This window comes from Ancylobacter sp., assembly GCF_965229075.1.
GTDB lineage: Bacteria > Pseudomonadota > Alphaproteobacteria > Rhizobiales > Xanthobacteraceae > Ancylobacter.
In genome coordinates this window covers 201,750-216,601 of the sequence record NZ_CBDDIO010000002.1, presented here as the reverse complement: position 1 = coordinate 216,601, position 14,852 = coordinate 201,750, and the positions used below count along the sequence as shown (strand labels likewise).

At 68.3% G+C, this 14,852-nt stretch carries 12 protein-coding genes; 5 read left to right on the top strand and 7 right to left on the bottom strand.

Annotated features, from left to right (window positions below; all coding sequences use genetic code 11):
* Positions 1–10: 10 nt before the first annotated feature.
* A complete protein-coding gene (locus ACO07Z_RS07050; protein ID WP_421698053.1) occupies positions 11–817 on the bottom strand; it encodes an alpha/beta fold hydrolase in 807 nt (268 codons plus the stop codon).
* A gap of 204 nt (positions 818–1,021) precedes the next feature.
* On the opposite strand from ACO07Z_RS07050, the gene ACO07Z_RS07045 reads away from it, so the two are divergent.
* Positions 1,022–1,948 (top strand): glutaminase, encoded by a 927-nt coding sequence (locus tag ACO07Z_RS07045; RefSeq protein WP_421698052.1) that lies wholly within the window; start codon positions 1,022–1,024, stop codon positions 1,946–1,948.
* 116 nt (positions 1,949–2,064) lie between these two features.
* Here ACO07Z_RS07045 and ACO07Z_RS07040 read toward each other — a convergent pair whose 3' ends face one another.
* Complete coding sequence (locus tag ACO07Z_RS07040) at positions 2,065–2,250, bottom strand: DUF2735 domain-containing protein (RefSeq protein WP_307019383.1); 186 nt, start codon at positions 2,248–2,250, stop codon at positions 2,065–2,067.
* Between the two features lie 442 nt (positions 2,251–2,692).
* Here ACO07Z_RS07040 and ACO07Z_RS07035 point away from each other — a divergent pair, with 442 nt between their 5' ends.
* On the top strand, positions 2,693–3,727 hold the full coding sequence (locus ACO07Z_RS07035) for a glutamine synthetase beta-grasp domain-containing protein (protein ID WP_421698051.1): 1,035 nt from the start codon (positions 2,693–2,695) through the stop codon (positions 3,725–3,727).
* Between the two features lie 166 nt (positions 3,728–3,893).
* On the opposite strand, the gene ACO07Z_RS07030 is transcribed toward ACO07Z_RS07035, so the two are convergent.
* The 3 genes from ACO07Z_RS07030 to ACO07Z_RS07020 all read right to left on the bottom strand — a co-directional run bounded on the left by ACO07Z_RS07030 (position 3,894) and on the right by ACO07Z_RS07020 (position 8,322).
* Positions 3,894–5,330: a phospholipase D-like domain-containing protein gene (locus tag ACO07Z_RS07030; protein WP_421698050.1), complete on the bottom strand. Its 1,437-nt coding sequence runs from the start codon at positions 5,328–5,330 to the stop codon at positions 3,894–3,896.
* A 125-nt stretch (positions 5,331–5,455) separates the two neighbouring features.
* The gene (gene lon / locus ACO07Z_RS07025; RefSeq protein ID WP_421698049.1) at positions 5,456–7,885 is read right to left on the bottom strand and encodes an endopeptidase La; all 2,430 of its coding nucleotides are present in this window, start codon (positions 7,883–7,885) and stop codon (positions 5,456–5,458) included.
* A gap of 17 nt (positions 7,886–7,902) precedes the next feature.
* A complete protein-coding gene (locus ACO07Z_RS07020; RefSeq protein ID WP_244378286.1) occupies positions 7,903–8,322 on the bottom strand; it encodes an Hsp20/alpha crystallin family protein in 420 nt (139 codons plus the stop codon).
* 202 nt (positions 8,323–8,524) lie between these two features.
* On the opposite strand from ACO07Z_RS07020, the gene ACO07Z_RS07015 reads away from it, so the two are divergent.
* A complete protein-coding gene (locus ACO07Z_RS07015) occupies positions 8,525–9,433 on the top strand; it encodes an AEC family transporter (protein WP_421698048.1) in 909 nt (302 codons plus the stop codon).
* Positions 9,434–9,451: 18 nt separating this feature from the next.
* On the opposite strand, the gene ACO07Z_RS07010 is transcribed toward ACO07Z_RS07015, so the two are convergent.
* Positions 9,452–11,266, bottom strand: a complete 1,815-nt coding sequence (locus ACO07Z_RS07010) for a heavy metal translocating P-type ATPase (RefSeq protein WP_421700772.1) — start codon at positions 11,264–11,266, stop codon at positions 9,452–9,454.
* A 408-nt stretch (positions 11,267–11,674) separates the two neighbouring features.
* Between ACO07Z_RS07010 and ACO07Z_RS07005 the strand changes: the two genes are divergently transcribed.
* Positions 11,675–12,676, top strand: coding sequence for a tlde1 domain-containing protein (locus ACO07Z_RS07005; protein WP_421698047.1), 1,002 nt, complete (start codon positions 11,675–11,677; stop codon positions 12,674–12,676).
* A 216-nt stretch (positions 12,677–12,892) separates the two neighbouring features.
* Here the strand turns inward: ACO07Z_RS07005 and hisD are convergent, their stop codons facing one another.
* Positions 12,893–14,173 (bottom strand): histidinol dehydrogenase, encoded by a 1,281-nt coding sequence (hisD, locus tag ACO07Z_RS07000; RefSeq protein ID WP_421698046.1) that lies wholly within the window; start codon positions 14,171–14,173, stop codon positions 12,893–12,895.
* A gap of 121 nt (positions 14,174–14,294) precedes the next feature.
* Here hisD and ACO07Z_RS06995 point away from each other — a divergent pair, with 121 nt between their 5' ends.
* Entirely contained in the window at positions 14,295–14,843 is a 549-nt protein-coding gene (locus ACO07Z_RS06995) for a cupin domain-containing protein (protein ID WP_421698045.1), read from the top strand.
* Positions 14,844–14,852 lie beyond the last annotated feature (9 nt).

Sequence of the window (14,852 nt, the reverse complement as noted above, 5' to 3'; positions counted from 1 at the left end):
CCCTGGGCCGTCAGTTCGTTGCCTTGCCCAGTTCCGCCGCTGCATGTTCGATCACGGCCGCGATCTCACGCGGGTGGGACTCATAGACGGAATGGCTGGCGCCGGGGATAGTGGTGATCGGCGCCCCCGCCCGTTCGTAATAGAACCGCTCCAGCGCCGGGCTGATGATCTGATCGGCGCCCGCGACAATGCCCCAACTCGGCTTGGACTGCCAGGCGGCGGCGGTGAGCGGGGTGCTGAACATGCTGGCGGCGGCCAGCACTTGGCCGCGCGCCTCGAATTCCGCCCGCGCCAGCGGCAGGTCGGGCGCGAACAGCTTGGGGAACAACGCGGGATCGAGATAGGTGAAGCCGTCCGGCGTCTTGGCGATGGCGCCGGCGGTCATCGCCAGCACGCTGGGCATGGACTTGCCGAGGGCGGCCTCATCCTCGCCGACATCGGGCGCATGAGCCGCGACATAGACGAGGCCCGCGACCTTCGGGTGCACGCCCGCCTCGGTGATGATCGAGCCGCCATAGGAATGGCCGACCAGCAGCGTCGGCCCGTCCTGCATATCGAGCACGCGCCGGGTGGCGGCGACATCGTCGGCGAAGGAGGTTTCCGGCTCTTGTACCATGCTGACGTGGAAGCCGTCGGCGACGAGATGGTCGTACACCGCCTTCCAGCCCGACCCGTCGACCCAGGCGCCATGCACGAGCACAATGTTGCGGACGGCCGGTTTCGCCGTGTCGGCCGTAGCGGGGCCGAGGGCGAAGGCGAAGGCAAGGCTGAGAGCGCTGCTGAGCGCCAGCGCGGCGCGTTGGGAAGTGCGGGGCACGGGCTTCACTCCGTTGGTGGCTGCGGCGCCGCGGGCGCCGAGGACGGTTCATGCTTCCATCCTCACCCGGATCGCCGCTCCGAGCTTTCCAGAACGCCGCCTCGCGCGCGGCAGGTCGGCACCCCGCTTGCACGGGCTGGCCTTTCCCCGCCTTGCCGCGCTAAAGGCGGGGGCCGATGCGACCAGCCAAGGTGACCGAAGCCCGTGCCCGATCTCGACAGCGTCGTCCGCGACATCGCCGAAGAAATGCGCGCCCGTCCCGACCGGGGCGAGGTCGCGAGCTACATTCCCGAATTGGCGCGTGCCGATGCGCAGGCCTTCGGCATCGCGGTGGTGGACCGCGAGGGACGGGTGGTGACGGGGGGCGACGCCGAGGTGCCGTTCTCCATCCAGAGCGTGTCCAAGGTCTTCACCCTCACGCTGGCCCTGGGCAAGGTGGGCGACCGGCTGTGGCGGCGGGTTGGGCGTGAGCCCTCGGGCAGCGCGTTCAATTCCATCGTCCAGCTGGAAGCCGAGCACGGCATTCCGCGCAACCCGTTCATCAATGCCGGCGCCATCGCCGTCACCGATGTCATTCTCTCCGGCCACCAGCCGCGCGAGGCGCTGGGCGAAATCCTGCGCTTTCTCCAGTTCCTCGCCGAAGACCCGGCGATCGGCATCGACGAGGCGGTGGCGGCCTCAGAGCAGCGTACCGGCTTCCGCAACCGCGCGCTGGCCAACTACATGAAATCCTTCGGCGTGCTGGAGAACCCGGTCGACTTCACGCTCGGCGTCTATTTCCACCACTGCGCCATCACCATGAGCTGCCACCAACTCGCCATGGCGGGCCGCTTCCTCGCGCATAATGGGCGCAACCCGGCCACCGGCTTCAGCGTGGTGTCGCCGGAGCGGGCGCGGCGTATCAATGCCATCATGCTGACCTGCGGCCATTATGACGGATCGGGCGAGTTCGCCTATCGCGTCGGCCTGCCGGGCAAGAGCGGGGTGGGGGGCGGCATTCTGGCGGTGGCGCCGGGCAAGGCCTCGATCGCCGTGTGGTCGCCGGGGCTGGACGCCAGCGGCAATTCGCATCTCGGCCGCCTCGCGCTGGAGCGGCTGACACAGCGCATGGGCTGGTCGATCTTCGGCTAGGCGGGGGTTCGACATGCAAGAGGGCCGGACGGTCAGTCGCGGCCCTCTTGGTAGGCACCTGGGTGATCAAACGCACGGGGCATGGTCAACGTCCGAAGCCAAAACACGGACGAGGCTCAGTTGCTGCGCCCGCCGTCTTCCTTGATCGCCTCTTCATGATACCAGCTCCCGATGACGACGCGGGGCGATACTTTCAGGGCTTCGGAAGACAGGGTGTCCGGACGACGGCCAGCGAGGCCGGCACGCCCGCCGACGGGGAAGGGCACGATCTGCGCGCTCTCGCGCTGAGTATGGGCATTCATGGCACGTTTCTCCTTTCCGGCTGCGCGTTCATGCGCCAGCCTTTCATTTACATATAACAGCTTTTGCTCGGCGTTTGCGCAAGATGCACATTTTACAATCACAATGAGCTTAGAATATGTGCACCGCCGCACGCGCCCGCAAGCCCTGCCGCTGTAACGGCGCCGACCCCCGGAAGGTTGCAGCCGCGGTTGCACTGCGGCATCCCGGCGCCGGCCGATCCGCGGCCGCAAGTGCCGCAGGATCAACGCGAATCACGCTGTTTCACGTCTTCAGCCGGCTTCGTTCCGCCCGCATCGCCTCCTGCACTGGACGGGCCCGAGCGCCCGCTGCGGGCCAGTTGGCACAGCATATGCTTGTGTGAGGCTAGCCGTTGGCGGTCGCACGGCCGGCACAACGACCAGGGCAGTTCGCCGCCCGGTCTAAAGTGATGAGAGACACGCGATGACGAAGTACAAGCTCGAGTATATCTGGCTCGACGGTTACAAGCCGACACCGAACCTGCGTGGCAAGACGCAGATCAAGGAATTCGACCACTTCCCCGCGCTCGAGGAACTGCCCCTGTGGGGCTTCGACGGTTCGTCCACGGAGCAGGCCGAAGGCCGCAGCTCCGACTGCGTGCTGAAGCCGGTCGCCCTCTATCCCGACCCGGCCCGCAAGAACGGCGTTCTGGTCATGTGCGAAGTGATGATGCCCGATGGCGTGACCCCGCACCCGTCCAACGCCCGCGCCACCATTCTGGACGACGAGGGCGCCTGGTTCGGCTTCGAGCAGGAATACTTCTTCTACAAGGACGGCCGTCCGCTCGGCTTCCCCGAGCATGGCTATCCCGCGCCGCAGGGCCCGTACTACACCGGCGTCGGCTTCAAGAATGTCGGCGACATCGCCCGCGAGATCGTGGAAGAGCATCTTGAGCTCTGCCTCGAGGCCGGCATCAACCATGAAGGCATCAACGCGGAAGTCGCGAAGGGCCAGTGGGAATTCCAGATCTTCGGCAAGGGCTCCAAGAAGGCCGCCGACGAAGTGTGGATGGCCCGCTACCTGCTTCTCCGTCTGACCGAGAAGTACGGCGTGGACATCGAGTTCCACTGCAAGCCGCTCGGCGATACCGACTGGAACGGCTCGGGCATGCACTGCAACTTCTCCACCAAGTTCATGCGCGAAGTGGGCGGCAAGGCCTATTTCGAGGCGCTGATGGCGGCGTTCGAGAAGAACTTGCACGACCACATCAACGTCTATGGGCCGGACAACCACATGCGCCTCACCGGCAAGCATGAGACCGCGCCGTGGAACAAGTTCTCCTATGGCGTGGCCGATCGCGGCGCTTCCATCCGCGTGCCGCACTCCTTCGTCCGCAACGACTATAAGGGCTATCTGGAAGACCGCCGCCCGAACTCGCAGGGCGACCCCTACCAGATCGCTTCCCAGGTCCTGAAGACGATCTCGGAAGTCGACACCGCCGCCGTTGCCGCTGCGTGAGGATCACGGCGGCGGGTTACTCCCGCCGCCAGCCTCGGCTGAAACGCACATCCCGGGGCGGGCTGTCCGCCTCCTTCAAGCCAGTCCCGTCGCCGGGGCTGGCTTTTGTTTTGGCGCGCAGCGTTCCGCGCCCGCGCAGCGCGTGGAACGCGCAGAACCGGGCCGCTCACAGATAGGGCGAGGCGAGCCAGATGGCGCGGTTGCGCAGCTTCTTCAGGAACGGCCGGGCGGCGAGGGTGTCCAGCGTCTCGCGGCTGCCGGCGGTCGCCATGGCGCCGATCCGCGCCTCGATCTCCCCGGCGATGGTGGGATCATAGAGTTCGAGGTCCAGCTCGAAATTCAGCCGCAGGCTGCGGGGGTCGAGATTGGACGAGCCGACATAGGCCCAGCACCCGTCCACAGCCATCAGCTTGGAATGGTCGAACATGCCGCCCGCCCGCCACACCCGGCATTCGCCGGTGAGCACCTGGTCGAGCTGCGCCGTCATCGCATAGTCCACCAGCTTGAGATTGTTCGCCGAGGGGATGACGACGTCTACCTCGACCCCGCGCCGCCCGGCCACCGCAAAGGCGCCGATGAGCTGCTGGTCCGGCAGGAAATAGGGGGAGCACAGGCTCACCCGGCTCTGCGCCATGGTGAGGGCGCCCATGATCATGCTGTGGGCGCAGGCGAGGTTGCGGTCGGGGCCGGAGGGCACCACCCGCACCGCCACCGGGCCGCGCGGCTCGGAATGATCACCCTCCGCCCAAGCCGGCCCGTCGAGATGTTCCTCGGCGGAAAAGGCCCAGTCCTGCGTGAAAACGGTGAGCAGCTGCTCCACCGCCGGCCCCTCAATGCGGAAATGTGTGTCTCGGGCGGGGTCGTCGCCCGCATGGGCGGTGGTGAACTGGGCGCGGATGTTCATGCCGCCGGTGAAGCCCAGCGTGCCGTCGACGATCAGCATCTTCCGGTGGCTGCGCAGATTGGCGTAGGGCAGGCGCAGGCCGATCAGATTGCCCATGAACAGGTCGGTGACCACCCCGCCCGCCTTCAGTCGCCCGACGATGGAGGGGCGGGAATAGCGCGCGCCGATGGCGTCGATCAGCACCCGCACCGCCACACCGCGCCGATGCGCCGCGATCAGCGCGTCGGCGAATTCGACGCCAACGGGATCATTGTCGAAAATGTAGGTCGAGAGCGCGACATGGCGCTGCGCGCCACGTATGGCGGCGAGCATGGCGGGATAGGCGTCGTCGCCACTGTCCAGCAGCGTTACCGCATTGCCCGTCGTCAGCGCGAAGCTGGAGACGCGGTCGCCGAGCCGCTTCATCGCCGAGAGGCTGGGAGAGAGGGCGATGGCGGCGGGTGGGCGCTCATGCCGGCGGTGCTGCCGTTCCTGGCTCGCCCGCCGGCGCCCGGCCGCGCTCTGGCGGATGCGGTTGATGCCGGCGACGAGATAGAGGAAGGCGCCGATCAGTGGCGAGAGCAGGATGACGCCGACCCAGCCGATGGCGGCGCGCACATCGTCCTTGGTCATGGCCGCATGGATGGCCGCGACCACGCCCACCGTGCCGCTCGTGACCAGCACGACATGCGGCCAGTAGGTCGACCAGAAACTCTCCATGGCACCCATTGATCGGTTAAGGCAGGGCGTCTCTAGCCGGTTTCCTCCGCAGCGTCATCTCCGTCCCGCAGAGGCCGGGGGCCGCCCCGGCGTACCGGGGCGGCCCACATCGTATCGCTACCGCCTCAGCTCGCGGCCTTGAGGGCGGGCGCGTCGCCCACCGGTGCAGGCTCCAGCGCGGCGGCGATGGCCTCGTCCACCCGCTCCAGCCAGACGAACTCAAGCCGGTCGCGCGCGTCCTGAGGAATATCCTCATAGTCGCGCCGGTTGCGGGCCGGCAGCATCACGCGGGTGAGGCCCGCCCGCGCCGCCGCCACCACCTTTTCCTTGATGCCGCCGACCGGCAGCACCAGCCCGCGCAGGGAGATTTCGCCAGTCATCGCCGTGTCCTTGCGCACCGTGCGGCCGGTGAGCAGCGAGACGAGGGCGGTGAACATGGCGACGCCCGCGCTCGGCCCATCCTTCGGCGTGGCACCGGCCGGCACGTGCACATGCACGTCGCTGGTGGCAAACACACCAGGGTCGATGCCGAGTTCGACGGCACGGCTCTTGACCAGGCTCCACGCCGCCTGCGCGCTTTCCTTCATCACGTCACCGAGCTGGCCGGTGAGGATCAGCCCGCCGCGCCCGGGAATGCGCGTCGCCTCGATGAACAGGATGTCGCCGCCCACCGGGGTCCAGGCGAGACCCGTGGCCACGCCTGGCACCGAGACGCGCAGCGCCACCTCATCCTCGAAGACCGGCGGGCCGAGCAGATCGGGCAGCGTGCCGACGGTGATCTTCGCCTTAGCCGCGGTGCCTTCCGCAATGTCGACGGCGACATGGCGGATGGCGCGCCCGATCTCGCGCTCCAGATTGCGCACGCCGGCCTCGCGGGTGTAGGCGCGGATCATGGCCTTGAGAGCCTCGTCCTCCACCTCCACCTGCTCCGGTGTGACGCCGTTGGCCTCCAGCTGCCGGCGCACGAGATAGCGGCGGGCGATCTGCAGCTTCTCCTGGTCGGTGTAGCCGGTGAGCTGGATGATCTCCATGCGGTCGCGCAGCGGGCCGGGGATGGTGTCGAGCATGTTCGCAGTGGCGATGAACACCACGCGCGACAGGTCGAACGGCACGCCGAGATAATTGTCGCGGAAGGTGCCGTTTTGCTCGGGGTCGAGCACTTCCAGCATCGCCGCCGACGGGTCGCCTTGGATGCCGGAACCCATCTTGTCGATCTCGTCCAGCATCATCACGCAGTCGCGGGTGCCCGCCTTGCGGATGCCCTGGATGATGTTGCCCGGCAGCGCGCCGACATAGGTCCGCCGGTGGCCGCGGATTTCCGCCTCGTCATGCACGCCGCCGAGCGACACGCGGACGAATTTGCGGCCCATGGCGCGGGCGATGGACTGGCCGAGCGAGGTCTTGCCGACACCGGGAGGGCCGGCAAAGCACAGGATCGGCGCCTTGCCGTTCGGCGCCAGCTTGCGCACGGCGAGATATTCGACGATGCGGCGCTTGATCTTGTCGAGGCCGAAATGGTCCTCGTCCAGCACCTTGCGCGCCTCGGCTATATCGATCGGCGCCGCCTCCGGCAGCGTCCAGGGCAGGGCGATCAGCCAGTCGAGATAGGTGCGGATCATGCCATATTCGGCGCTGGCGTCCTGCATGCGGCGCAGCCGGCCCAGCTCCTTGCGGGCCATCTGCTCCACATCCTCCGGCATGCCGGCATCCGCGATCGCCTTTTCCAGATCGGCGATTTCCTGGCTGTTGCCGCCATCCTCGCCCAACTGTTTCTGGATCGCCGCCATCTGCTCGCGCAGCAGCACCTCGCGCTGGCGTTCGTCCAGCGAGGCCTTGGTCTGCTTGCCGATTTCCTGCGACAGCCGCAGCACCTCGATGCGGTGAGCGAGCAGGCGCGAGATCTTGGTCATGCGCGCGGCGATGTCGACCGTCTCAAGAAGCTCCTGCTTCTCGTCCGGCGAGATGTCGGCATAGGCGGCGATGAGATCGGCGAGGCCGGTCGGCGAATTGGCGCCGCGCACGGCGGCCACCAGCTCGGCCGGGGCCTGCGGCAGCAGCTCCATCACCTCATTGGCCTGGCCCTGCAGATGCACGAAGCGCGCTTCGATCTCGGAGGAGCGTTCCTCGCTTTCCTCGATCCGCGTCACGCGGGCGGTGAGGAAGGGCTTTTCGCGCACGAACGTATCGACCCGGAAGCGCTGCTCGCCCTGGCAGACGAGGTGATGCGTGCCGTCCGGCGCGGTGACATAGCGCAGGATATTGGCGATGACGCCCATGCGGTGCAGATCGGTCGGGCCGGGCTCGTCGACGCTGGCGTCGCGCTGCATGAGGATGCCGACCGGCCGCCCCTCGCGCACCGCCTGCTGGGCGGCGGCGATGGAGGCCGGGCGCGCCACTGCCACCGGCATCACCACGCCGGGGAACAGCACGAGATTGCGCACCGGCAGCAGGATCAGCTGATCCTCCGGCACATTGGCGTTGGGGGTGTTGCCGCTGCCGTTGCCGGCGTCGGCCATGCGGAGCGGGGAAAGCCTGTCAAAATCGGGGTGTGTCATGCTGTGTCTCCCCCTCCTCAAACCTTGCGCAGCACAATGGCGAGGCAGCCATTGACGACGCGCGGATGGTTCACCTCGTAGCGGCCGGGCGGCAGAGCGAGCTGGCGCTCGAACCGGCCCTGAGGCAGTTCCATGCGGTGAATGGTGGCATTGTGCAGCTCCGGCGGCAGGATGCGCGCACCGGCAATGGTGAGCACGCCGTTCTGGATCGAGACCGTCATGCGGTCGGGGTCGACGCCGGGAAGGGCGGCAAGCACCAAGAGCTCGTGGTCGGTTTCCAGCATGTCGACCGGCGGCTCCCAGCACGGCGCGCGATGGCGCGCCGGCGCCTCGGCGCGGGCGACCGGCTGGAACATCTGCCGGTGCAGGCGGTCGGCGCGGTTGAGCATCTCGACCGCGTCTGACCACATCCACAGGCGGGGGTCAGTTTTCTTCATGGGGTTCTCCTGGGGCGGTCCCTTTTTCCCTTTCAGGTAGGGCCCGGCCAGGGCTCATATAGTGATGCCGTTCGGCAACACCAGTGAGCGACGCGGGGCGGAGGCGGCGATCTCGCAAAGCGGCCGCGTGACGGCCCGCCCGATTTCCGGCACTCCTGACTACGCTACCGCCGGGAGCGGCGGGCCGGGGAAGGTGCCAGGAATGTCGGAAATACTGCTGATCGTTCTATGCCTCGCCATCGGCGTGCTGCTGCGCCTGTCCGGCCGGCTGCCGGAGAGCGCAACCAAGGTGCTGGGCGGCTGGGTGATTAATGTCGCCCTGCCGGCGGCGGCGCTGAACAGCGTGCAGGGCGTGACGCTGCACCCGGACTGGTGGCTGGCAGCGGCAACGCCCTGGCTTGGCGTGCTTGCCTCCATCGCCCTGCTGGTGCCGATCTGCCGCTGGCTCGGCTGGTCACGCCAGCGCACAGGCGCCATCCTGCTCGTGGCCGGCTGGGGTAACACCTCCTTTGTCGGCCTGCCCATGATCGCCGCCTTTGCCGGCAGCCAATGGCTGGGGCTCGGCATCGTCATCGATCTGTTCGGCACCTATCTCGCCGTGTCGACGCTGGGTCTCGCGGTCGCTACGGTGGCGATCTCCGGTCGGCTCGACCTCGCGGTTGTGGCGCGCCGCATCGCCACCTTTCCGCCCTTCTATGCCGTGCTCATCGCCTTTGCGACCAACCATCTCGCCCGGCCGGAATGGCTGGCGCAGCTCATCGAGATCCTCGCCAATACGCTTACCCCCATCGCGCTGGCGGCGGTGGGTTTCGCGCTGCGGCTCGACCGGCTGGCCGGCCGCACCGGGCCGGTGGCGCTCGGCCTGTGCCATCGGCTTCTCGTGGCGCCGGCGCTGCTCGTCGGCTTCTATCTCGCGCTCGGCCAGGCGGGCGATCCCGTCGCCAAGGTGGCGATGCTGGAAATGGCGATGCCGCCCATGCTCGGCGCCAGCATCATCGCCATGGACCATGACCTGGAGCCGGACCTCGTGGCGCTGCTGATCGGCCTCGGCGTGCCGCTTTCGCTGCTCACCGCCTGGGGCTGGTGGACGCTCATCGCGCCGCTGACTTGAATCGGTTTGTCAGGCGGCTCAGCGCAGCGCCCGCAGCGCGTTGAGGATCACCGCCACGTCGATCGCCTCTTGCAGCAGCGCGCCTTCGACGGGCGCCAGCAGGCCGAAGGCGGCGGCGACCATGCCGAGCGTCGAGAGGCCGATGCCGGCGACGACGCTCTGCAGCGCGATGGCGCGGGAGCGGCGGGCGATGCGCATGGCGTCGATCAGCCGGTCCAGCCGGTCCACCAGGATAACGATGCCGGCGGCTTCCGAGGAGGCGCCACCCGCCGAGGCACCAACGCCCATGGCCACGCCGATATCCGCGGCGGCGAGCGCCGGGGCGTCGTTGACCCCGTCGCCGATCATCATCACCGGGCCATTGGCATGTTCGGCGGCGACGGCGGCGGCCTTGTCCTGTGGCGTCATATTGCTCAGCACCGCATCGAAGCCGAGCCCGGCAGCGATGGCCTCGGCGCGCGCCGGCTCGTCGCCGGTGGCGAGGATGAGGCGGGTGACGCCCAGTTCGCGCAGCCCGCCGAGCACGGCCTGCGCCTCTTCCCGCACCGCATCGGCCAGCAGCAGCGCGCCGGCGAGCGCGCCATCCACCGCCACCGCGACCACGACCGTGCCCGGCCGCGCCGTCCATTCCGCCCGCGCGGCGGCGATGTCAGGGACGATGGCGGCGGTCAATTGCGCGGTGACGAAATCCCAGCCACCCACCGCGACCACGTGACCGTCGACGATTCCTGTGACACCCGCGCCCGGTTCTTCGGTGACCTGCTGCGGCGAGGGAAGGGCGAGGCCGCGCTCGCCCGCCGCCTCCACCAGCGCGCTCGCCACCACATGGGCGGAAGCCTGGTCGAGCGCGGCGGCAAGCCGCAGCACCTCGTCCGGCGCCAGCCCGTCTCGTGCGGCGACGGCCACGAGGCGGGGGCGCCCGCCGGTGAGCGTGCCGGTCTTGTCGATCAGCACGGTGCGCAGCGCCGCCAGCCGCTCCAGCGCCCCGCCTTCCTTCACCAGAACGCCGCGCCCGGCGCAACGCGAGATGCCCGAAATGATCGCCACCGGCACGGCGAGGATGAGCGGGCAGGGGGTGGCGATGACCAGCACCGCCAGCAGGCGCACGGGATCGCCGCTGAAGACCCAGGCGGCGCCGGCGATGGCCAGTGTCAGCGCCAGGAAGCCCAGCGCATAGCGGTCGGCGAGCCGTACCATCGGCGCCCGGGAGCGCTGTGCCGTTTCCACCAGCCGGACGATGCCGGCATAGGTGCTGTCCGCCGCCGCCTGGCGGGCGAGGAGGTCGAAGGCGTCCCCGGCATTGGTCGAACCGCTCATGACCGGCGCCCCGCGCGCATGGCGCACCGGCAGCGGCTCGCCGGTGAGCGCGGACTGGTCGAGACTCGCCTGGGGGCTTTCCACCGTGCCGTCGACCGGCACGACCTCGCCCCGCCGCACAAGCAGCCGGTCGCCGGGCCGCAGCGCCTCCAGCGGCACCTCGGTGAGCCGTCCGTTCTCATAGCGCGCGGCACTGCGCGGCAGGCGGGAGAGCAGCGCGCTCATTTCCCGCGCCGCCCGGCGCTGGGCATAGGCTTCCAGCGCCTCGCCGCCGGTGAACATGAGCGCGACGATGCCGCCGGCGAGATTCTCGCCGAACAGCAGGGCGGTGCCCATGGCAAGCGCCGCGATGAGATCGAGCCCGAACTCGCCCCGCTTCAGGCTGGAGAGGATGTGGAAGACCAGCAGCGCCAGCACCAGCGCCGTCGCCCCGGCCCACAGCCGCTGTGCCAAAATGGTCTGCCCGCCGGCGAAGGCCAGTCCCCCGGCCGCGAGCGCCAACAGCAGCCCCGGCAGCAGCAGCAGGCTGCGCAGCGGGGCGAGGCGGGATGCAAGGCCGGCGACAGCGGGGGCGTGCACAAAGACACCACGGGTTCGGCGCCGGGATGATCCACCGCCAATTCTGTCTTTAGTAATTCTAAAAAGGGAGGGACACCATCGGCAAAATCGCTGTTTTGCGGGCGGGACGCCACCTTCCGCCCGCGTCTTCCTGCCACCGTCGCGCCGGCCGCGTCGGTGCCCTGGCCGGGTTGTCGTCACGTCATTAATGAAATATTACCTAAACTTGGCTAGGAACGATTTGGCTTGGGGGCCACCGGCGAGCCAGGGCTTGGGCGCCGGTGCCGTGTGCAACCGAAGGCTGACGCCGGGCGTGGACGATCTGCGGATCGTGCGCGCACGTTCGTCATCTGTATAGAGATGTCTATGCGGCTAGTTGGCTCGTTCCTTATCGGCTCGGCGGGGTTTGTTGGCGTGGCGGTCGCCGTCGCGTGGATTTCCAACACCGCGATTCCGACCCCGGCCGATGCCGCGCGGGTCGATCCTCCGCCGATGACCAGCCATGTTGCCCCGGAAGTGGAGAGCGTGGTGGTGGACGAGCCGTCGCCGGCTCCGACCTACACGGTCAACGATATCCGCAATTTCCGCGCCGCCGGCGTGTTCGAGCCGCCGACGCACTGGCTGTTCGATCCCGCGCCGATGGTCGCGCGCCCGGCCGCCGTCGCCGCCGCCCCGGACGAGGTGGTGCCGCCGACGGAGACAGTGAGCACCGTGCCGCTGCCCATGGCCAATCCGCTGTTCGCCGGTCGCGTCATGTCCGGCGACGAGCCCGAGGACACGCTGACCCTGGCCCCGCGCCCGCCGCGCAAGCCTGCCATGGGCACGGAGGTCGCGGCCCTTCCCCCGCCGATGGAGGAAGACCTGGTCCCCGAGCCGGAGGCGCCTGCCGCCACCGAGGCGCCGAAGGACGAACTGCGCTATCCCACGCGCGAGGACAAGTTCGCCATTTACGATATCCGCGCCAAGAAGCTCTATCTGCCCAATGGCAAGAAGCTTGAGGCGCATTCCGGCTATGGCGACAAGTTCGACGACCCGCGCTACGTGCATGTGAAGATGGTCGGCCCCACCCCGCCCAACCGCTACAAGCTCCGCATGCGCGAGGCGTTGTTCCATGGCACGGAGGCGGTGCGGATGACGCCGGTGGGCGACGGCAAGATGTATGGCCGCAACGGCTTCCTGCTCCACCCCTATCTTCTCGGGCCGCGCGGCGACTCCAATGGCTGCATCTCGCTGGCCGATTACGATGCCTTCCTCGTCTCCTTCAAGAAGGGCGAGATCGAGGAGGTCGTGGTTGTCGAGGCAATGCCGAAATCGGCCGAACCCGCCAATCCTCTGCTGTCCTGGCTGACTGGCGGCAAACGGGACTGAGCGCGGCAGTGGCCGCGTTTCTCTATCTCAGCAGGCTATAACCGCTCTTCCCAGAAGGTCTTTTGGGGCGCTCCCGTTTCAGCGTGACTGTCGCACGACAAAGCCCCATGGCCGTTTCCGGTCATGGGGCTTTTGGTCATCGGAGGTGAGGGTTCGAGACGCGCCCCTGTCCGAACCGGGGCTCGGGGGACGGGGGCGCGCTCGACCTGCCGCCGCTCAGCCCTGAAGGCGGAAGGCGGCGGCGCGGCGGTGACCTTCGAGCCCTTCGCTGGCGCTTTGGCGCACAGCCGGCGGGGCGACGGCGGCGACGCCGCGTGCGTCCAGCCACTGATGGGTGCAGATCTTGACGAAGGAGCCGACCCACAGCCCGCCCGTGTAGCGCCCGGCGCCCATAGTCGGCAGGGTGTGGTTGGTGCCGCAGCACTTGTCGGAATAGACCACGCTCGCCAGCGTGCCGATGAACAGCGAGCCGTAATTGCGCAGCTTGGCGGCGGTGGCATGCGGGTCGGCGGTGTGGACCTGCAGATGCTCGGCGGCGATGTGGTCGGAATAGGCGATCATCGCCTCTTCGCTGTCGCAGACGACGATCTCGCCGAAATCCTCCCAGGCCTTGCCGGCGACCGGCGCGGTGGAGAGCGTCTTCAGCTGCTTCTCCACCTCGACCAGCGTCGCCTCGGCAAGCGCGCGGCTGGTGGTGATGAGGCCGACGCGGGTGCGCACGTCATGCTCGGCCTGCGCCAGGAGGTCGGTGGCGATCATCTCGGCGTCACCGGTCTCGTCGGCGACGATGAAGATCTCGCTGGGGCCGGCGAGTTGGTCGATGCCGACCGGGCCGAACACCTGCCGCTTGGCCTCGTTCACATAGGCGTTGCCGGGACCGACCACCTTGTCGACGGCGGGAATGGTCTCAGTACCGAAGGCCATGGCGGCGATGGCCTGCGCGCCGCCGACGCGGAAGATGCGGTCGGCGCCAGAGAGGTGGCAGCCGGCGATCATGGCGGGGTGGGCGGTCGGCGGCAGGCAGGCGATCACCTCGTCGCAGCCCGCGACCTTCGCCGGCACCAGCGTCATGATCGGCGCGGAGAGCAGCGGGTAGCGCCCGCCGGGCACATAGGCGCCGACGCGCTCGATCGGGATGACGCGGTGGCCGAGATGCAGGCCCGGCAGCGCCTCGACTTCCAGCGGCAGGATGGTGGCGAGCTGCGCCTGGGCGAAGGCCCGTACCCGCTCAATGGCGAATTCGGTGTCGGCGCGAGTCTGGGGGTCGAGTGCGGCCAGCGCGGCTGCGCGCTCTTCCGCGCTCACCTCGATGGCGGTCACGTCGCTCTTGTCGAACAGCTTGGAATAATGCCGCACCGCCTCGTCGCCACGGGTGCGCACCGCATCCAACACCTCCTTGACGGTGGCGGCGATCTCGTTGGTGTCGCGCCCATCATCCGGGCGCGGCGCCTTGAGGGGGTGAATCTGGTCGCGGAGAGTGGAGCTGAGCGCGGACATGGCGATTTCCTGTGAGGACGGGCGCGATGGTGAGGCCCGTCGGTGCCGCCGGCAATTGGCGACCGCAGGGCTGTCTATTATATTCTCCACTTGCTGAAGGATTGCGCGCCGGAGGGGCCCCATGCCGCATATCGGACCTGGTATTCGCGAACTGCGCCGCCGCCGCAATCTCGGTATCCGCCGCCTCGCCTTACGCTCCGGCGTCTCGCATTCCTCGATCTCGCTGATCGAGCGCGACCGCATCAGCCCCTCCATCGACACGCTCGCCGCCATATTGGAGGCGCTGGGGACGACCCTGGTGGGCTTTTTTTCCGAACTGCAGCAGATGTCGTCCTACTCGCCGTTCTATGAAGCCTCGGAACTGCCGGAAGTGGGCAGCGGTGAGGCGATTTCCTATCGGGTGATCGGCATCAACCACCCCAACCGGCAGATTCTGGTTCTGCACGAGACCTATGCCGTCGGTGCCGATACCGGCGAGGCCTTCTCCCACACGGCGCAGGAGGCGGGCATGGTCATCCGCGGCGCGGTAGAGGTAACGGTGGAAAGCAATTCCAAGGTGCTGCGCGTCGGCGACGCCTATTACTTCGACAGCAAGCTGCCGCACCGCTTCCGCAATGTGGCGGACGAGCCGAGCGAGATTGTCAGCGCGATCAATCCGCCCACATACTAAGCGCCGCGC